Origin of the sequence: Corallococcus sp. CA041A (assembly GCF_003612075.1) — a bacterium.
GTDB classification, from domain to species: Bacteria; Myxococcota; Myxococcia; order Myxococcales; family Myxococcaceae; genus Corallococcus; species Corallococcus exiguus.
The window spans coordinates 1-18,726 of the sequence record NZ_RAWF01000196.1 but is presented as its reverse complement, the minus strand read 5'-3'; the positions used below and the strand labels follow the sequence as shown (position 1 = coordinate 18,726).

General features: G+C 70.0%; 18 protein-coding genes. 1 reads left to right on the top strand and 17 read right to left on the bottom strand.

Annotated features, from left to right (window positions below):
* The coding region (locus tag D7V77_RS45585) for a DAK2 domain-containing protein (protein WP_120579586.1) at window positions 1-166 on the top strand (166 nt) is incomplete at its 5' end.
* 6 nt (window positions 167-172) lie between these two features.
* On the opposite strand, the gene D7V77_RS29280 is transcribed toward D7V77_RS45585, so the two are convergent.
* The 17 genes from D7V77_RS29280 to D7V77_RS29195 form a co-directional block, all read right to left on the bottom strand.
* Window positions 173-640, bottom strand: a complete 468-nt coding sequence (locus tag D7V77_RS29280; RefSeq protein ID WP_120579585.1) for an NUDIX hydrolase — start codon at window positions 638-640, stop codon at window positions 173-175.
* 14 nt (window positions 641-654) lie between these two features.
* Entirely contained in the window at window positions 655-1,125 is a 471-nt protein-coding gene (locus tag D7V77_RS29275; protein WP_120579584.1) for an NUDIX hydrolase, read from the bottom strand.
* Window positions 1,122-2,039 (bottom strand): DUF2380 domain-containing protein, encoded by a 918-nt coding sequence (locus D7V77_RS46030; RefSeq protein WP_368666210.1) that lies wholly within the window; start codon window positions 2,037-2,039, stop codon window positions 1,122-1,124. The genes D7V77_RS29275 and D7V77_RS46030 overlap by 4 nt, the downstream gene beginning before the upstream one ends.
* Window positions 2,040-2,564: 525 nt before the next feature.
* Window positions 2,565-4,076: a PH domain-containing protein gene (locus tag D7V77_RS29265; RefSeq protein WP_120579582.1), complete on the bottom strand. Its 1,512-nt coding sequence runs from the start codon at window positions 4,074-4,076 to the stop codon at window positions 2,565-2,567.
* Window positions 4,066-4,551: a PH domain-containing protein gene (locus tag D7V77_RS29260; RefSeq protein ID WP_120579581.1), complete on the bottom strand. Its 486-nt coding sequence runs from the start codon at window positions 4,549-4,551 to the stop codon at window positions 4,066-4,068. Before D7V77_RS29260 ends, D7V77_RS29265 begins: the two co-directional genes overlap by 11 nt.
* Before the next feature lie 65 nt (window positions 4,552-4,616).
* On the bottom strand, window positions 4,617-5,309 hold the full coding sequence (locus D7V77_RS29255; protein ID WP_120579580.1) for a VOC family protein: 693 nt from the start codon (window positions 5,307-5,309) through the stop codon (window positions 4,617-4,619).
* 44 nt (window positions 5,310-5,353) lie between these two features.
* On the bottom strand, window positions 5,354-5,653 hold the full coding sequence (locus D7V77_RS29250; RefSeq protein WP_169820054.1) for a PRC-barrel domain containing protein: 300 nt from the start codon (window positions 5,651-5,653) through the stop codon (window positions 5,354-5,356).
* Window positions 5,654-5,791: 138 nt separating this feature from the next.
* Window positions 5,792-7,483: an ATP-binding protein gene (locus D7V77_RS29240; protein ID WP_120579579.1), complete on the bottom strand. Its 1,692-nt coding sequence runs from the start codon at window positions 7,481-7,483 to the stop codon at window positions 5,792-5,794.
* 199 nt (window positions 7,484-7,682) lie between these two features.
* Window positions 7,683-9,056 (bottom strand): multicopper oxidase family protein, encoded by a 1,374-nt coding sequence (locus D7V77_RS29235; RefSeq protein ID WP_120579578.1) that lies wholly within the window; start codon window positions 9,054-9,056, stop codon window positions 7,683-7,685.
* Window positions 9,034-10,452: a TolC family protein gene (locus D7V77_RS29230; RefSeq protein ID WP_233597317.1), complete on the bottom strand. Its 1,419-nt coding sequence runs from the start codon at window positions 10,450-10,452 to the stop codon at window positions 9,034-9,036. The genes D7V77_RS29235 and D7V77_RS29230 overlap by 23 nt, the downstream gene beginning before the upstream one ends.
* Before the next feature lie 135 nt (window positions 10,453-10,587).
* The gene (locus D7V77_RS29225) at window positions 10,588-11,241 is read right to left on the bottom strand and encodes an isoprenylcysteine carboxylmethyltransferase family protein (protein ID WP_120579577.1); all 654 of its coding nucleotides are present in this window, start codon (window positions 11,239-11,241) and stop codon (window positions 10,588-10,590) included.
* A gap of 65 nt (window positions 11,242-11,306) precedes the next feature.
* On the bottom strand, window positions 11,307-11,852 hold the full coding sequence (locus D7V77_RS29220) for an RNA polymerase sigma factor (protein ID WP_120579576.1): 546 nt from the start codon (window positions 11,850-11,852) through the stop codon (window positions 11,307-11,309).
* Window positions 11,849-14,977, bottom strand: a complete 3,129-nt coding sequence (locus tag D7V77_RS29215) for an efflux RND transporter permease subunit (RefSeq protein ID WP_120579588.1) — start codon at window positions 14,975-14,977, stop codon at window positions 11,849-11,851. Before D7V77_RS29215 ends, D7V77_RS29220 begins: the two co-directional genes overlap by 4 nt.
* Window positions 14,967-16,157, bottom strand: a complete 1,191-nt coding sequence (locus D7V77_RS29210) for an efflux RND transporter periplasmic adaptor subunit (RefSeq protein ID WP_120579575.1) — start codon at window positions 16,155-16,157, stop codon at window positions 14,967-14,969. Before D7V77_RS29210 ends, D7V77_RS29215 begins: the two co-directional genes overlap by 11 nt.
* Window positions 16,154-17,383 carry a TolC family protein gene (locus D7V77_RS29205; RefSeq protein WP_120579574.1) on the bottom strand — a complete coding sequence of 410 codons (1,230 nt, stop codon included), beginning with the start codon at window positions 17,381-17,383 and terminating at the stop codon, window positions 16,154-16,156. Before D7V77_RS29205 ends, D7V77_RS29210 begins: the two co-directional genes overlap by 4 nt.
* A gap of 105 nt (window positions 17,384-17,488) precedes the next feature.
* Window positions 17,489-17,806, bottom strand: coding sequence for a hypothetical protein (locus D7V77_RS29200; protein WP_120579573.1), 318 nt, complete (start codon window positions 17,804-17,806; stop codon window positions 17,489-17,491).
* A gap of 76 nt (window positions 17,807-17,882) precedes the next feature.
* On the bottom strand, window positions 17,883-18,726 hold an 844-nt coding region (locus tag D7V77_RS29195; RefSeq protein WP_233597316.1), incomplete at its 5' end, for an N-acetylmuramoyl-L-alanine amidase.

Sequence of the window (18,726 nt, the reverse complement as noted above, 5' to 3'; positions counted from 1 at the left end):
GGGGGAGGCGTGGGCGGAGGCGACGCGCGCGGCGGAGCAGGGCGCGGAGGCGACGTCGAGCATGTCGCCGCGATTGGGCCGGGCCAGCTACCTGGGTGAGCGCGCGAAGGGGGTTCCGGACGCGGGGGCGGTGGCGGTCGTGATCTGGATGAAGGCGCTGGGTTGACGCGGATCAGGCTTTGTTGTCGGGCAGCAGCGTGAGGAGTTCGTCGTCGGGGCCGAGTGGGCGCCATCCGGGTGGAGGTGGCGCGGATCGGAGGGTTGCCATGACCTGATCCGCGCGCTCCTGATACGTATCAGGAATGTAGGCCGACCAAGACCCGAGTGACTTGCCGACCGCGAACCGCGACGCGTCATCCATCACGGCGGGCCAGCCTTGGGGAAGGTTTTGCGAAAGGATTCGCACGAGTACATCGCGTACGAATCGAGTGACCTGGTCGCGACGCTCCGCTTCGGCGAGCAGTCCGCTCAGGAGCTGGACTCCTGCGACGCCGTCCTTGCCCAGATCCTCCGCCAATTCCACCAGCGAAGCGGTGGGGCGCGCATCGGCGAATGCGGTGAGGGAGGAGTAGCCACGCTCACGGACCCGCTCGTAGAGACGCACCGTCCAGTTGCCCCGCCATGCGCGTCCGTCAGCCATCGCGTTCTCGAGGGTCAGGCTTCATCGTCTGGCAGAAGCATGAGGAGCAGTTCGTCATCCGGACCCAGCGGGTGCCAGCCCGGCGGAGGGGGTGAAGCGAGGAGTGAGTCACCCGCGCGGCTAACACGCGCCTCATGGGTTGCTGGTGTGAAGGCGCCCAATCGGGCAAGCATCTTGATTACCTGGAATCGGGTCGCATCATCCCTGATGACTGGCCAGCCGTTGGGAAAATCCGCAGCCAGCTCGCGCGCGAAGACATCGCGTAGCAGGCGAGTCACCTGACGACGCTGCGCAGCCTCGGAGAGCAGACCATGGAAGACCTGAATCGCCGCAACATCGTCTGTGCCGAGCTCTTCGGCGAGCTTCATCAAGGGAACGGTGGGACGCGAGTTGGCGAAGTCCGTGAGTGAGGTGTGACCGCGTTCGCGGACTCGTTCATACATTCGAGTCTTCCAGTTTCCCTGCCACGAGCGTCCGTCGGTCATCGCCGCCTCGCGGGAACGAATCGCATGGGAATGTCATAGACGTTCATGTACTGCGCAACGATGTCCAAGACCTCGTTTCGCGTCAATGCTCGGTCGAAACGGGTTTCCGCCTTGCGGAGTTCACTCATGATCAGATGGTTCCACTCCTTGGGCCACGTGCGTCCCAGGCGCCAGTCGCCGCCGCCGTGAATCGCCTCGTGGTGGGACTGCTCCAGCCGGACGCAGAACTGGTCGATGCTCATCTCGCCCTTGAACCCGCGCTTCTCGAACCACTCGCGATGCTCCTGCGGCAGGACGTGGTGCTTCGGTGCGCTGGACATCCCGGCTCCGGCCCTGCCGGTCTCGTGCATGGCGCGAACTTCGGGGCTGTCTCCCAGCGCCTCGCGCACACCGTTGGGCAGGTCCTGCTTCGCCTGCGCCATCAGCACCTGACCCGCGTGGATGCGGACCGCCGCGCTGACGACGGGCGCGGAGATGACTCCCGCCTGCACCAGCCTGCGCATCCGCTCGACCCACTCGGCGGTGACGACGATGCGCGAGCCCAGCATCACGCCTCCCGAGCCCATCACGAGCCCGACACCGAGCGTGACGGGAGCGGCGGGGGGCGGCCTTGGCAGCGTCGCCTTCAGGGCTGAAACCAGCGTGAGCATTTCAAGGAACTGTGCCGCCGCGACGACCCGCCCGCCGCGCTCCATCGCTCCGCGCGCACCTTCCTGGATGGACTGAAACTCCCGGGTGAGCTGCCCCATCAGTTCAGGCATCGCGGTCGCAGTGGCCTGCACCTTGTCGGGGTCCATTGACGCGAGCGCCGTCATGGCGGGCTCGATCCGCTTCCGCACACGGTCCAGGTCCACGAACAGCCGCTCAGCTCCGTAGAAGGGGCACTCCTGCTGGATGACCTCCGCGAGCCGCAAGAAGTCGAGCCATGTGGCCAGAAGCATCGCGCCGGAGATGACGGCCTCGAGTCGTGGACCTGTCAGACGGAGGATTCCCGCTCGCATGTCCGAGTCCTCGATCGTCTCCGATGCGTTCGCGAGCGAAGTGGCTCTCGCGGTCGCGCCCCGCAGCCATGGCACCTGGATGGAGCCGTAGTCGGTGTACCGGGTGAAGACGCCGTCAAAGCCTCCCAGACCCTTCGTGTTCTCCGCGAGCCTGGGGAGCGCCCTGGCGACCCCATCCACCGTGTCCTGCACTTCCCCAAGGGCTTCGATGACTGCCTGATGGGTGAGCGGATCGAACGAATCCCCACCTGCTCGGGTCCGGGGGGCAGGGGAGCGCCGACGCTCCGGCGAGTCCGTTGGTGCGAAGGCCGCCCTCTGGCGAAGCACACGCGAACCGCTACGGCGCTCAGGCGCCTCCACGCCCGCGCATCCTGAGACAATCAACACCGCGCACAACGACAAAACCCAATCGCGCATGGGCCCTCCCTGTGTCGAGGCCTATCCGGGAAGCCGTACAGGCGACACGCGGCGCGCGGGACGCCGGGCCGGGAGCACGTCGATGAGCGACTGTGCTTCCTCCCAGCCCACGCCAGGCAGGATGACGTGCGAACCCGCCACGTCGATGCGCACGTGTCCGATGCCGTAGCCGCGCTCCAGCGGCCCCTGCCTCGCGCGCACGGACTGGATGCGGGAGCGCTGCACCACCGTCGTGCGCCTGCGCCAGAAGCCCTGGCGCACCACCACCAGGGCTTCCGTGAGGAGCCATCCCTGGAAGCGCCAGTCGAACCAGGCTCCCAGCAACTGCGCGGGCAGCAGCAGCCAGGCCACCGCGCCCCAGGCTCCCCAGAACCAGGTCGCTGGCGCCGCCACCAGCACGCTCAGGCCCACCGCGCGGACGCGTGCCCGCAGGAGTGCCTTGGGATGCGCTCGCTGGAATGGCATCGCATCAGGCAGCTCAGGCACGAACTCCCGCAGCAACTCCGGCATGCGCGCCGTGGGCACCACCGGCACCAGCAGCTCCGCGCGGTCCGAGGACTCCTTGCCCGTGCGGACGCCCGCCGTCTCCACCTCCACCGAACCGAAGCCCAGCGTGCGGCGCAGGAAGGGTTCATCCAGCACCACCTGCTGGATGCGCGCACGCCGCACCGTCACCTGCCGGCGGGTGATCAGCCCTCCCACCGCTCGCAGATGCGTGCCCGTGTCGACCAGGCGGAAGCCGTGGAACCGCAACACGGCTCGCGCGCCACTCACCAGCCACAGGCCGAACAACCCCGCGAGCGCCGCCACCGTCGCGGCCAACCAGCCCATGCCCGGCGCCGCCACCGCGTCCCAGTGCGCCTCCATCCACGGCAGCAGCAGCTTGTGGAAGGTCTCGGTGATTTCGTGCAACGCGCCCATCACCACCGCGATGACGCCCAACCCCAGCGCGGTGGCTCCGTAGAGCAGCAGGCCTCCCAGGTGGGCTTCGGAGAGCACTCGCTCCTCCGGCGCGGCTTCGCCGAGCAGGAGCACCGTCGCCGTGCTTTCGCCTCGCACAGTCTGGAGCGCGTGGATCAGCGCCTGTGCATCCTCCGGCGTCAGTCCTCGAAGGTGGCCGTCCGCCTTGCCGCCGGAGGCGGTCTCCACCTTCACCTCCACCAGCCCGAGCAGCTTCGACACGAAGGGCTGCAAGACCTCCGTGTTCTGCACCCGCGCGGCTTCGATGAAACGTGAAGTGCGCGTGAAGACGCCGGATCGGATCTCCAACTGGGCATCCACCACGCGGTAGCTCGTCGTGGCCACTTCATAGAGCATGGTGGCGAGCAGCAGCACGGCCATGCTCAGCACGATCACCCAGAGGACCACCGGCAGGCCGCGCTCACCCGCGAAGTACGTGGGCAGCAACGCGCCCAGGAGCATGCGGCCAATCGTCCCCGACAGGGGTACCAACGCCGCGAGCGGCGCCTTCGCGCTCAGCCGCTTCCAGGACACCTCCTCCGGCGCGGCCAGCGCCACCGGCTCAGACGACATCGTCGGCCTCGCGCCGCACCAACCGCTCGCGCAGGGCGTCCGCGGTCTCCCGCGTCAATCCGGGAATCTCTCCGTCCGCGCCACTGCCCGCGGCCGTGTAGATCTGCAGGCGCGCGAGCCCCAGTGACCGCTCGATGGGGCCCTGGTGCACGTCCACGTGCTGGATGCGCCCCGCCGGGATGGACACCACTTCGTGCAGGAGTACGCCGTGGGAGATGACCAGGTCGTGCTCACGCAGCGCCCAGCCCCAGCGCTCGTGCGCGCGTTGCGGATACCACGACGTCAACACGCTCAATCCCAGCACCACCGCGCACGGCAGCAGGAACGGCCAGTGCTCGTTGCCAGCGAAGCTCAACCCCAGAGCCACGGCGAACGCGATTCCACCGTAGATGCCCATGCGCAGGAGCGCCCGGATGCGGAACAACGTGAGCGCTCCACGAGGAAGGCGTTCCAGCGTCGGCAGAGGGGCGGTCATGGGGAGCCTCCGAGGGGACCGCGAATCTACTCCATCAAGCCTGTAAAGCTGAACAGGGCTTCATGTTACGGCGCCTGACGCAGGCCGAACGCGGCGCGGTGCGGGTCCTCACACGGCGCGACGCGTGCTCCATCGGGCATGACGTGCGTGCCGTTGGCCACGAGCCCTCCACCCTCGACGACCGCGGCGAGGGCGCGGTCCAGGTCGTCGACAGCGAAATAGAAGAGCCAGTGCGGATGGATGTGCGGGAGGCGCGCGGTGCTACAGGCCGCCCCCACGCTGCGCCCATCCTCATGCCAGGTGAACTGTTGATACGTCCCGACCTCGGGGGACAACTGGAGTGCTTCCGTCGGCCGCCAGCCGAACAGGCCGCTGTAGAGGCCCAGGGCGCGGGCATGGTCGGCCGTGTGCAGTTCGTGCCACGCCAATTCCGCGTGTGTGTTCCGCCCGGCCCGGGAGGTCATTGCGACCACCGCGCCCAGCGGATCCCGCAGCACGGTGGAGGCGATGCCTTCCGTGGACCGCCTCGGCGGCCCGAGACGCTCCGCGCCGAGCGCGACGAAGCGCTCCACGGAGGACTCCAGGTCGGAAACGTGGATGTGTCCCAGCCAGTGACTCGGAGCACCACGGGCGGCGGCGGCTTCGGGCAGCAGGGAGACTTCCCACGCGACGTCCATTCCCAGGACGTCCAGGTAGAAGCGCCGCGCCTCGCCGGGCCTGGGGGAGCGCAACTCGTACCAGCAGAAGCCGTTCTTCATCGGGCTTCTCGTAGTGGACGGGCCCGGAGGAAGTAAAGCCGTGCTCAGCTGGGGGCGCTGGCGGAGTCCTGGGAGAGCACCTCACGGAGTTCATCGATGCTGACGGAGAGGAGCACGGTGTCACTCACCGAATGCACCAGTCGCGTCGGCACGTAGATGCGCCCCGCGTGGAAGTAGTTCCAGTAGACGCCGAACTGCTCGGAAGCTTCCGAAGTCAACTTCACCTGGATGGTGTCGATCTTCCAGGTCTCGCTGTCGATGGACAGGGTCTCCACGTTCCCGAGCGCCTGACCTCCGGCCGTGACGACCATACGGCCCTGGGTGACGCTTTCCGCGAATTGCATGGGGGTTGTTCCTCCGTTCGCTCACAAAGGTGGGGATGCCGCGAGTGAAGTGCCGTCATCCATCCGCACGGGTGACGGACGGGGCTCCGCATGCCTGCCCAGCGAAGCAGGCGTGAGCCGGATGAGCTTCATCTCCTGTCAGGGGTGGCCCGAAGCCCGTCCGGCGAGCTCCGCCCCGTTCGGGTCCGCCTGGAACGGGCGGGCGTCCCAGGGCAGCATCAGGCGGAAGGTCGTTCCGGTGTCTGCGTCGCTCGTCAGCTCGACCCTTCCGCCGTGCGCCTGGGCGCACCCCCACACCAGCGTCAGTCCCAGTCCCCAGCCCTTCGACGGCCCCGTCTTCGCGGAGCGGGTCCGGATGAAGGGCTTGAAGATGGCCTCCTGGTCGGCACGCGCGATCGCCGGCCCCTGGTTGTGCACGGAGACTTGCGCTTGCGCGCCGGTCGCCGTGACGGTGAAGGTGATGCGGCTGTCGGCCGCTCCGTACTTGAGGGCGTTGGTGCCCAGGTTCCACAAGGCGCGGCGCAGCTCCTCGGCGCTCCAGATGCCCCGGACGTGCTCCTCCGCCTCGAGCACGAAGCGCCCTCCATGGAGCATCGTCAGCTCCTCGACGACATCGTAGGCGATGCTCCCCAGGTCACACGTGTCGAGCCGGAGCGGCAGCCGTTGGCCCGCTTGGATGCGATTGGCGTCGAGCAGGTCCCGTACCATCTGGTCCGCCCGTTCGATGTTCCGGTCGATCCGCAGTGCCAGGTCGCGTCGCGCCTCCAGCTTCTCCGGATCCCGGAGGAGCGCGTGCGCCCCCATCTTCGCCGTCGACAAGGGGCCACGGAGATCATGGGCCAGGATGGTGACGAACTGCTCGCGGAGGCCGCGCTCGGTCTCGAGCGCTTCGACCTTCTCCTGGAGGTTCGTGTACAGCCGGGCGTTCTCCAGGTGGACGCTCAGGTGCTGGCCCAGCGTCTGGAGCCGCTGCTTCTCCCGGCCGGTGAACTCACGGGTGTTGGTCAGCCCGACGTAGAGCACGCCCGTCAGGGCCCGGTGGGCGGGCAGCCGGACCCCGAGCACGGAGTGGATCCCTCCCTGGCGGAGCGACTCGCTCACCTCGAGCGTCGTGGTCGTGGCGTCCCGGAGGGAGTAGGTCTCCTCGCCCGCCTCCACGATGCTCCCGGGAAAGGACTTGGGGTCCAGGGAGGTCGCGTAGTGTTCCAGTTGCTCGTTGCCGGCTCCCGCGGAGGCCGCGGTGACCAGGCGCTCGTCCTCTGGCGCGTACAGCAACAAGGCGCAGCTCTGGGCGCCCATGGCCTCCAGGATGATTTCGAGCAGCTCCTTCAATTGGCTCCGGCTGCGTGGTTCGTCCAGCCTGAGCGCCTCACTGGCCACCTTCTGGAGGAGCCGCAGGTAGCGCTTCTCCGTCTGTTCTTCCTCCAGCAGGTGTTTGCCGAAGAGGTCCGCGACGGACTCCATGGCGACGTGCAGCTCGGTGTAGAGCTGCTCGACGTCATGCCCGTCGGGCTGCTCGTCCGGAGGCGTGTTGGCCCAGGTCTGGGTGATGCACCGCCCCAGGATGGCGAACTCCTCGACGACCTCACCCACATGGAAGCCCTGGCGAAGCCGTGCGGACACATGGCTTTCAACGTGCTGCCGCTGCTGGTTGTCGCCATCACCGCCCGATGCCCGCGCTTCCGCGAGGGACGCGAGATAGATGGGCATGACGTTCCTGAACTCGGGCTGTTCCAGGCCACGGGCGGATGCGGCCCGGGTCGCCTCGTCCATCCAACACTGGATGATCTCCGAATGATGGCTCCGGATGATCTCCGCGATGCTCGCCATGGTCCTTCCCCTGTCAGCAGAATCCCTTGGGGCCACACAATCCCCGGCGGATTCCAGACACGAGCAGCGCGGCCGCCAGCGGGTATTGCCAGGCAATTGATATAAAGGTGGCCGTCGCGGACCCCTGATGCAACAGAAGGACCGATCGGGGAGGCACCTGCCCCATGGCAGCAGGCAGTCGTAAGGGCGGCCTGGCTGCCTAGACGTCGATGCCGTCCCGCCGCAGCTCGTCCGCATGGGCGAGCTGCGCCAGCGTCCCCGGCGGAGGCGTGTACCAGCCGGGATCGCCCTCTGCCTCCAGCCGGTCGCGGACCTTGAGGATCGTGAACATGCCTCCCATGGTGATCTCGTCGTAGGGGCCCTTGCCGCCGACCATGGGAATGGAGTTCGCGGGCATGGGCATGTGGTGCATGCCCGCCATGTCCCCCATGCCCGTCTGCCCCATCGTCATGTAGCCGGGCAGCAACGGGCGCACCTTCGCGTCCAGGCCTCCAGGCTTCACGCCGACCATGTTCGGCAGGTCGTGGCCCATCTGGTTCATCACGTGGTGGGTCATGTGGCAGTGCATGGCCCAGTCCCCGGGTTCGTCCGCCACGAACTCGATGGTGCGGGTGCTGCCCGTGGGCACGAGCACCGTCGTCTCCGGCCACTGCGCGCTCTCCGGGATGCGGCCTCCGTCCGTGTCCGTGATGCGGAACTGGTAGCCGTGCAGGTGGATGGGGTGGTGGTCCATCGCGCTCAGGTTGCCGAAGCGGATCCGCACCCGCTCGCCCTTGCGCACCACCAGCGGCTCCGTGCCCGGGAACGCCTTCGCGTTCATCGTCAGGATGTTGAAGTCCGTCATCTCGTTGGGGTCCGGACGCCGCGTGCCCGGGTCGATGCGCCACTCGTGCAGCATGATGGCGAAGTCGCGATCCACCCGCGGCCCCACCGGCTTACGCGGATGGATGATGAACAGGCCCACCATGCCGAGCGCCATCTGCGTCATCTCGTCGTGGTGCGAGTGATACATGCACGTCCCCGACTGACGCACCGTGAACTCGTAGCGGTACGTCTCGCCCGGCGCGATGGCCTTCTGGTTCAGCCCTCCCACGCCGTCCATGCCGCTGGGGGTGAGGACGCCGTGCCAGTGCACCGTGGTGGACGCGGGCAACCGGTTCGTGACGTAGAAGCGCACGCGGTCGCCCTCCACCACCTCGATGGTGGGCCCGTGCACGTGGCCGTTATAGCCCCAGCACGTGGCCTTGAGGCCGGGCGCGAACTCGTGCTCCACCTCCTGGGCCACCAGGTGGAACACCTTCACGCCTCCCACGTACTTCCACGGCAGCTTCGCGCCGTTGGGCACGACGACGGGGCGGTAGCCACGGCTCGCATTGCCGCCCGCGTCCGCCGGGGCCTTCGCCACGGGCACACTCGATTGCGCCTGGGCGGCACGGCCGTGCATCAGCAGGGCTCCCGTCGCCAACGTCGCGCCCGTGCGCGCGAGCAGCCCTCGGCGGGTGAGCGAGGGAGATTCGGACCGCGTGTCCTCGACGGGGCCCTGGGGTTCGTCAGTGGGCTTCATGGTGCTCATGGGTGGGCTCGGGAGAAGAAGTGGGAGCAGGGGCGGGCGCGGCGGTGGACGGCAGGCGTCCTCCCACGAGGCGCTCCAGGTCGGCCCGCGCCATCCAGTAGTCGCGGACCGTCTCCAGGTACGCCCTCCAGGCCTCCACCTGCTCGCGTCTCGCGAGGAGGAGGGCGGGAAGGCCTATCTGCATGGCGTTGTACTGGCGTTGTGACTCCTCGACGATGGTGGTGCGCAGCGGGAGCACGACCTTCTGGTAGCGCTCCGCCATGTTCCGCAGCGTCACCAGCTTCGCCCTCGCCGCGCGCACCTCCGAGCGGGCGTTGACCGCCAGCTCCGTCAGCCGGTTCTCTCCCTGGCGGTGCTGCGCCTCCAGCTTCGCGATGAGCGCCTGACGTTGATCGAAGATGGGCAGCTCCAGCGACAGCGTGGGGCCCAGCAGGCGCGGACCGTTCGCGTCGCGGTGCGTGTGCACGCCCACCTCCACGCGGCCGAAGTAGCGCGTGCTGCGCGCCAGCTCCAGCGCGTTCCACAATAGCGACGTCTGCTTGCGGGCCGCGTCGATGTCCAGCCGCTGCTCGATGGCCAGCGTCTCCAGGCGCTCCAGCGAGGACTCGGCGGCGGGGACCTCCGGCAGCTTCCGCGCCAGCGTCCACTGGACCCTCGCGCCGTACAGGCCCATCAGGCGGGTGAGGTGTTCGCGCGCTTCGACCAGCGCCAGCTCGTCCTGGGCCAGCTCCAACCGCGCCTGCTCCAGCGAGGCCTGTTCGGTGGCCAGGGCCAGCACCGTGATGTTGCCCGCGGCGCGCTGACGGTTGGACAGGTCCGCCGCCGCGTCCGCTGCCTGGAACACCTCTCTGCGCAGCGCGACCAGCTGCTGCCGGGCCTGCACCTCCGTGAACGCCTGTCGGACCTCCGCCGTGGTGGCCAGCGCCTCGTGCGCCACGCGCAGCGTGTCCGCCTGGAACTGCTCCTTCGCCACGCGCTTGCGCAGCGGCAGCGTGAAGAGGTCCACGAAGCTCTGGACGATGGAGAACTCGGTCTCGGTGATGCCGTCCGAGGACAGCGGGAAGCCGATGCTCCCGTCGAAGGACGGGTTGGTGAGCAACCCGGCCTGCACCATGTCCGCCTGGGACACGCCCAGGTCCTCGTACGTCGCCTGGAGCGCGGGGTTGTTGAGCAGCGCCACCTCCACCGCACGGTCCGACGTGAGGTCGCCGGCCAGCAGGGCATCCAGGTGTTGCTGCACCTGCTCATCCTCCGGCGTCCCCTGATTCCATCGCGTCTTCAAACCCGTTCGCTCCTCCACGAGTGCCGCCACTTCCATGTGGCCGCGCTCCTTCTGGATGGACGCGCAGCCACCGAGCAGCAGAACCACGAAGAGCCAGGGGGATTTCCAATGCACTCGAGACCTCGAAAAGGGATGTGCCCTGTTGAGCAAGGGTCGGGCCATCGCGTCAGGTAGCGCAACCCCACGGAATGACGGCGTCCGGAGGAACACGCTCGCATGGGCACTTCGTGCGAGGTGTGACCGCCAACGTCACACTGTGATGCGCGGCGCGGCGTCCAGGCCGGGGGCTTCGAGCCGCCCCACACCGGGGATGAAGCGGCCCACGCGCGCCGCGTAGCGCTGATAGGTGTCGCCGTGCAGGCGCAGCAGGTGCTCCTCCTCCAGCCGCACCTGGAGCGACACCAGCAGCACGTAGTCGAGCCAGCCCATCACGGTCCACGCGCTCGGGGTCGCGAGCGCCATGCCCGTCACCACGACGAGCATCCCGCTGAAGATGGGGTTGCGCACGACGCCGAAGAGGCCTCCCGTCACCAGCTCCGTCCGGTCCGAGTCGATGCCGATGCGCCACGACGCGCCCATCTCCACCTGGGCGCGCACGGTGAAGATGAACCCCACGGCCACCAAGGCCCAGCCCGTCCACCGGAGCGCGCCAGGGACCTGCCACACGCCCAACGCTTGCTCCCCGATGGCCAGGTGCGCCGCGCTCCAGAGCACGATGGCCCCCATGAACAGCGCCATGCCCACGCCGATGACCCGCTGGAGCGGCGGGCCGGAGCGGTGCAGCACCAGCGCCGGGCGGCCCGTGCGGCGGCGCAGGCGCACCGACGGCAACACCATGGCGAAGAGGAGGAAGGCGAGGGTGGCGGCGGGTAGGGCCGGCCGGGTGAAGGTGGCGACGTCCATGGGAGACCTCCAGCTGCGTTCCCCCAGGCTGACGCCCGGCCCCGCGCGCTCTTACACCTGGTTTTTCACGCGGGCGCGCAGTCGCAGTCCACGCAGCCCTGCGCGCAGCAATGGCCGCACAGCTCCACCAACTGCTCGCCCAGGGCCTTCCGGGCGCGGTGCAGGCGCACGGCGGCGTTGTTGGCGGAGATGCCCGCCTCCCGCGCATACGTGGCCACGGTGAGCCCTTCCAGGTCCACCCGGCGCACGGCCTCCGCGTACTCGGGCTTGAGCGTCCCCGCGAGCCCCGCCACGCAGCCGCACACCGTCGCCTCCAGGCCGTTGGCGTCCTCGGTGGACAGCGGCTGCTCGTGGGCCAGGGACTCCAGCGTGGTGACCTCCCGCTGGCCCCGGCGGTGGCGGTCCACCAGCGCGTTGCGCAGGAGCCGGTAGAACCAGGCCACCGCGCTCTGCTCCTCGCGCAGCGCGCCTCCCTGTTCCATGCCCTTCACGAACGCGGCCTGCAGCACCTCGCGCGCCGCCTCCTGGCTCCCCACGCGCGGCGTGAGGAACGCGAGGAACGCGTGGTGATGGCGCAGCAGCGCGTCCATCGCCTCCGGTGACAGGCTCACGCCGGGACCTTTCGCGCGGCCCTGCGCGCCTTGATCCGCTCCTGGAACCCGTGCACCAGCGCGTAGAACGTGGGCAGGGCCAGCAGCGTGAAGAGGGTGGACGTGACGAGCCCGCCGACCATCACCACCGCCAGCGGACGTTCAATCTCCGTCCCGTGCAGCGGCAACACCAGCAGCGGCAGCAACCCGAGGATGGCCGTGCCCGCGGTCATCAGCTTGGGCCTCACGCGGCCGATGCTCGCCTCGCGCACGGCCTCCGCGAAGGGCTTGCCCCGGCCCATCAGGTCCTTCGTCTGCGCCACGAGCACCAGGCCGTTCTGCACCGCGATGCCGAACAGGCCGATGAGGCCCACCAGGCTGGACACGTTCCACGTCTCGCCCGCGATGAGCAGCGCGAGGATGCCACCCACGAACGCGTCCGGCAGCGTGGCCAGGATGACCAGCGCCTCCGCCACGGAGTCCAGCGCGAGGTAGAGCAGGACGAACACCGCCATCAGCGCCAGGGCGATGGCCACCGTCAGCGCCTGCGCCGCGCGCTCCTGGCTCTCCACCTTGCCGCCCACGTCCACGAAGTAGCCCGTGGGCAGCTTCAGCTGCGTGGCCAGCACCTCCCGTACCTCCGCCGCCGTGCTGCCCAGGTCGCGGCCGGACACGCCCGCTTCCACCGCGATGCGCCGGCTGCCGGCCTCGCGGCGCACGCTCCCCGCGCCGGAGGTCTCCTCGATGGTGGCCAGCTGACTCAGCGGGATGCGCGTGCCGTCGTGTCCGTCCACCAGCAGGTTGCGGATGGCGTTCACGTCGCCCCGGCGGTGGTCCGCCAGCCGGAGCACCAGGTCGTAGCGCCGCTGGCCCCGCCAGATCTGCGCGGACTCCTCACCCACGAGCCCCACGCGGACGGCCCGGATGACGTCGCCGGGCGTCAGTCCCACGCGCGCCACCGCCGCGCGGTTCACCGCGATGCGCAGCTGCGGCAGGCCGCTCAGCCGCTCCACCCGCAGGTCCTCCACGCCGTCCACTTTCGACATCAACGCGCGCGTGCGCTCCGCGAGCTCCGAGAGCGTGTCCAGGTCCGGCCCGAAGACGCGCACGGAGAGGTCCGCGGGGCTGCCTCCCAGCCCCTCGTCGATGCGCATCCCCAGCGGCGTGGTGAAGAGCACCGACACGCCGGGCACCTTCCCCACCGCCTCGCGCATCCGCGACTCCAGCGTCTCGCGGCCTCCGAGGGTGTCCTTCTTGAGGACCACCAGCACGTCGGACAGGGTGTGGGGCATCGGGTCCTCGGTGCGCTCGGCGCGGCCGGTGCGGCGCACCACGTCCTCCACCTCCGGGAACTCGCGCAGCACGTCCTCCACGCGGTGGTTGAGGCGATCCACCTCGTCCAGTGACGCCTCCGCCGGCAGCACCGTCTGGAGCAGGAACGCGCCCTCGTCCAGCCGGGGCATGAAGTCGCTGCCCACCATGAAGGCCAGGCCCAACGCGGGCACGGTGATGGCCAGCGCCACCACGCGCACCAGGCCCGCGTGACGCATGCACTTGTCCAGGATTGGCGCGTACGCGGCCTTCACCTTGCGGATGATCCACACATCCTCCGGTGAGTCCTCGCTCGGCGCGCGCAAGAGCAGCCCCGACACCACCGGCACCAGCGTGAGCGCCAGCGCGAGCGACGCGGCCAGGCACGCCACCACCGCCGCCGCGAGCGGCTGGTACATGCGGCCCTCGATGCCTGACATCGCGAAGAGCGGGATGAACACCGCGACGACGATGAGCGTGGCGTAGGCGATGGGGCGGCCCACTTCCATCGCCGCCGCCAGCGCCTCGTCGCGCACCGAGCGGCGGCCCTTGCCCTCGCGCAGGTCGTGGATGACGTTCTCCACGACGATGATGGCCGCGTCCACCAACAGGCCCACCGCGATGGCGAGGCCTCCCAGCGTCATCGTGTTCAACCCGATGCCCGCCGCCTTGAGCAGCAGTCCCGCGAGCGCCAGCGACAGGGGCAGGGTGAGCGTGACGATGAGCGCCGCGCGCCAGTCCCCGAGCAGCAGGAAGAGCACGCCCACCACCAGGAACGCGCCCAGCAGGATGGCCCGGCCCACGCCTCCCAGCGCGGAGCCCACCAGCTCCGATTGGTCGTAGACGACGCGCAGGTGCACGCCCGGCGGCAGCGAGCGTCGCAGCTCGTCGATGGCCGCGCGCACGCCCTCGGCGACGAGCACGGTGTCCGCGCCGAACTGCTTGCTCACGCGGCAGCTCACCACCTCGCCATCCAGCCGGTGCGCCATGCCCCGGCGCGGCGCGGGGGCTTCGCGTACGTCCGCCACGTCTCCCAGCAGCACGGGCGTTCCGTCCCGCAGCGCGACCACGGTGTTGTTCAGGTCCTCCACCGTCTCCGCACGGCCCACGGCGCGCACGGCCCACTCCATGGGGCCCTGGGTGATGAAGCCTCCGGAGGCGTTGACGCTGGCGCCCTCCAGGCCGTGCTGCACCTCGTCCAGGGTGATGCCTCGCGCCACCAGTTGATCCGGATCCAGCAGCACCTGGAACTGGCGCAGATAGCCGCCCAGTCGCTCCACGCCCGCGACGCCGGGCACCGCGAGCAGCCGGTTCTTGATGTCGAACTCCGCCAGGTCGCGCAGCGCCATCAGGTCCGCGCTGCCGGGCTCCGCCTCCAGCGTGAACTCGAAGACCTCATTGAGCCGGCCGGTGAGGCTGGACACGAGCGGCGTATCGGTGCCCGGTGGCAGCTCGCCCGCCGCCTGCGCCACGCGCTCCGCGACGTACTGGCGGCTGCGGAAGTAGTCCGCGTCCGGTTCGAACTCCACCGTCACCTGCGTGACGCCCAGCTGCGAGGTGGAGCGGATGCGGCGCACCTCCGGCAGGCCCGCCAGCGCCACCTCCATGGGGATGGCCACCGCCGTCTCCAGCTCCTCGGCGCCCATGGCCGCGTTCTGCACGATGACGTTGAAGATGGGCGCGGACAGATCCGGGAACACGTCCTGGCGCAGGTTGCGGAGCGCCATCGCGCCAAAGGCCGCCAGCGCCAGGACGACGAGCACCGTCAGCCCGGGCCGAGAAAAGGACGCGCGGAGGATGCGCCCCGGCAGCGTCGTGCGCGGATCAGTGGCCATGCTCATCGCCTCCGCCCTGGGACTTCTCCACCTCGGCCTTGAGCAGGAACGCGCCCTCCACCACCACCTCGTCGCCCACGGCGAGCCCCTTCAGGACCTCCACCTGCGTGCCCAGGCTGCGGCCCCGGCCCACCTCGCGCTGCTCGAAGACGCCTGCCTCCGGCGTGGGCAGGAACGCCACCCAGCCATTCTCCAGCCGCTGGAGCGCCGCCGCGGGCACGGCCGTGAGCGTGGCGCCTGGCTCTCCCAGCGGGATGGACGCGGACGCGGACATGCCCGGCCGCAGGAGCCCCTTGCCGTTGTCCAGCTCCAGGCGCACGGGGATGGTGCGGCTGTGGGGATCCACCCGCTGCCCCACGTGGCCCACCTTCGCGGTGAACTCCTGGCCGGGGAACGCGGCGAAGGTGACGCGCGCGTCCGCGCCGGGCTTCAGGCGCACGGCGTCCCGTTCGAACGCGTGGACGATGAGCCACAGCGACGACAGGTCTCCGACGCGGAAGAGCGGTTGAGACGGGTCCGCCATCTGCCCCAGCCGCGCGGCGCGCTCCACGACGGTGCCGTCGATGGGCGCCTTGAGCACGAAGCCGGACGTGCTCTCACCGCTGGCGCTGCCCGCGCCCAACGCCGTGAGCGCGGCCTTCGCGGCGGCCACCTCCGCCTCCGCGGCGGCGGCATCCGCTTCAGCGGCCTGCGCGTCCTTGCGCGCGACGATGCGTTCCTCGGCCAGCGTGCGCTTGCGGTCCGCGGCCTGCCGTGCGGCGGTGGCTCGGGCCTGGGTGGCCTGGAGGTCCGCGCGGGCACGGCCCAGCTCCGGACTCTGGAGCTCCGCCAGCCGCTGGCCCTGCTTCACGGCCTGGCCCGTCGTCACGGCGACGGAGGCCACGCGCGCGGAGACCGGCGAGGCCACCTCCGCGTAGGCGTCCTCACTGAAGGTCAATTCGCCCAGCGCGGTGACGCTCTCTCCGCCCGGGCGGGCCTCCACCTTCGCGGTGGTGACGCGCAGGTCCCGGAGCATCTCCTGGGGCACGTGCACGTGGATGACGTCACCGGACTCGACGTGGAGCTTCTCCTTGGCTTCCTCGTCGTGGCCGTGTTCGTGCGCGTCGTCGTGTTCCGCCTTGGAGGACTTGCAGGCGGTGAGGCCCACGAGGACGGACAGCAGCAGCAGCGTGGGCTTCATGGCAGGACTCCCGTTTCCACTTCCAACTGCACACGAGCAAGGGCCAATCGCAGCAGGCCGTCGAGCCACGCGGCCCGCGCCTCCAGCGTGTCGCGACGGACGAGGAGGAAGGCCGCGAGGTCCATCTCCCCAGCGTCATAGGAGCGCTGCGCCAGCGCCTCGTTGTCATCCAGGAGCGGCAGCACCTGCTCCAGGGTCCCGAGGGCGCCGAGGCTCGCGCGGTAGCGATACTTCGCGGCCTGGACCTGGGCGGGCACGACGGTGCGCGCGGCGGCCAGCTCCTGCTCGGCGCGGCTTGCATCCGCTTCACCCACGAGGCGCGCTTCCTGGCCGCGAGCGAAGACGGGCAGGGGCACGCTGAGCGTTCCCAGGAACACCGTCTCGTCCGCCTCCTTCTGGTAGCGCGCGCCCACCGTCACGTCCGGCAGCACCTGGCGCCGGCCCAGCGTCGCGGCGGCCTTCGCCTGGACCTGCTCCTGCTCCAGGGCCACCAGGTCCGCGCGCGCTCCAGCGCCGTCCGTCACCTCGCGGACGGGCGCCCGCGCGATGGACCGCAGATCATCGTCGTAGGTCACCATGGGCCTCGCGCGGTAGCCCACGCGGACCTCCAGCTCCTCTCGCAGCGCGAAGATCTCGCCATCCGCGACCTGGAGCTCCGCGCGCGCCCGGGCGTGCGCCACCTTCGCCACGTTCACGTCCACGGCCGGAACGTCACCGGCCGCGTAGCGCTGCTCCGTGGCCTTGACGGTGCGCGCCGCCGCTTCCGCCGCGGCTTCCACCAGCTTCTTCCGCTCCCCGGCTTGCAGGAGACGCAGGTAGGCGGCGGCCACGTCTCCCAGGAGGAGCCGCTCCGCGTCGCGCAGCCGGGCCTCCTCCATGGACAGGCCCGCGCGCGCCGCATCACGCCGCAGGCCCTGCTTGCCGCCCAGCTCGAAGGGCTGCGACAGGCCCAACGCGAGGTCCAGGCCGTAGACGCCATTGGGGAGCCGGCGCGGGCCTACCTGAACGTCGAGCTGGGGGTTCTCGCGCAGGAGCGGCGCGGCGCTCGCCAGGGGCCCCTGGGCGGCGCGGACGCGGGCCCGGGCCTCGACCAGCGCCGGGGCGTGCTCGCGCGCCAGGGTGAAGACGTCCTGGAGGGTGATGCGGGATGGATCCGCGCCACCAGGGCGCGGCCAGAGCAGGACGGCGGCCAGCCCGAGGGCGGCCGTCGCGGAACGGATGGGCACGGAAGAGGACCTCTGCGGAAGGCGGGCCGCGCGCACCCATGCACCCGGGCAGGAGGCCGGGCACACCGGTGGCGGGGCGCGTGCGAACGACGATGGACGCGGGCCTTAAGCGAGAGGAACTATGGGGACGTGCAGGATGTCATCCGCGTCGGCGGAGGACGGCTCCGAGGCTTCGGGAGTGATGGGAGCCTCCCGGAACAGGGAGCCCATGAGGCCCGGCAGCGGCACGGCGACGGCCAGGGGCTTCGCGTGCGTGCAGCAGGCGCAGTCCACGCAGGTGGGAGCGCACTGGCCCTGCGCGTCGTCATCCGCGCAGCCCGTGAGGCACGTCTCCGCCTGCTGCGCCGGCCCGAAGGCATGCGCGAGCCCGCCCCCGATGGGAGCGAGCAGCATCAGGCAGATGAAGAGCCAGAGTCGGAGCACTGGAGCGGTCTTCTAGCACGCTCCGGTGGAGGTGCGCACGTCGTGAGGGCAGGGCGGGCGGCGCGAGGAGCGCTGCTCAGCCGCCAATGCCCTTGCGCAGCCGGGACCAGTCGAAGTTGGCCGCCGGATCGTCCTTGCGGCCCTTGGGCACGGCCACGTCCTTGTGCCCGACGATGTTCTTCGCCGGCACGTCGTACTCCTGCTTCAGGTAGCCCACGAGCTTCGTCAGCGACTTGTACTGCGCCTCCGTGAAGGCCGTCTTGCCGCTGCCGTCGTTGACGATCTCGATGCCGATGGAGCGCGCGTTCACGTCCGTGGGCACGCCGTGCAACTCCCCCTTGCCCGCGTGCCACGCGCGCTTGGTGTCGCCGACCAGCTGGTAGATCTTCCCATCGCGGTCCAGCATGTAGTGCGCGGACACCTTGCTGTCCGGGTTGCGCATCCACGACAGGTCCCCGGAGCCGTTGTTGGTGCCGGTGTGGTGCAGCACGATGGTGTCGATGTCCGCGCCGTTGCGCGAGTCGTTGTTGGGCGAAGGCGCGCTGATGACCGCGGGCTTGGTGAACTTCCCGGGCTCGGTGGGCGGAGGCGTCGTCGTCGGCTTGAGTGCCTTCGTCAGCGCCGCCGCAGTCTGCGCCCCGTAGTAGCCGGTGGCGGAGATCTTGTTGGCCGTCTGGAACTTCTTCACCGCCGCCTCGGTCTGCGGCCCGAAGGAGCCGGCGCCCGAATTCATCTGCGCCTGCGTCATGTAGCCCAGCTTCACCAGCCCCTGCTGAAGCTGCTTCACCTTCGCCCCGGAGTCGCCCTTGCCCAGGCCCGCGGGCGGCGCCGTGAGGGCCGTGGACGCGGCCGCCGCGCGCGCGGGAGCGGCGGTGCGGGGGGCCGTGGCGGCGGTGCTCGCGGGCGCGGTGGCGGTGGCA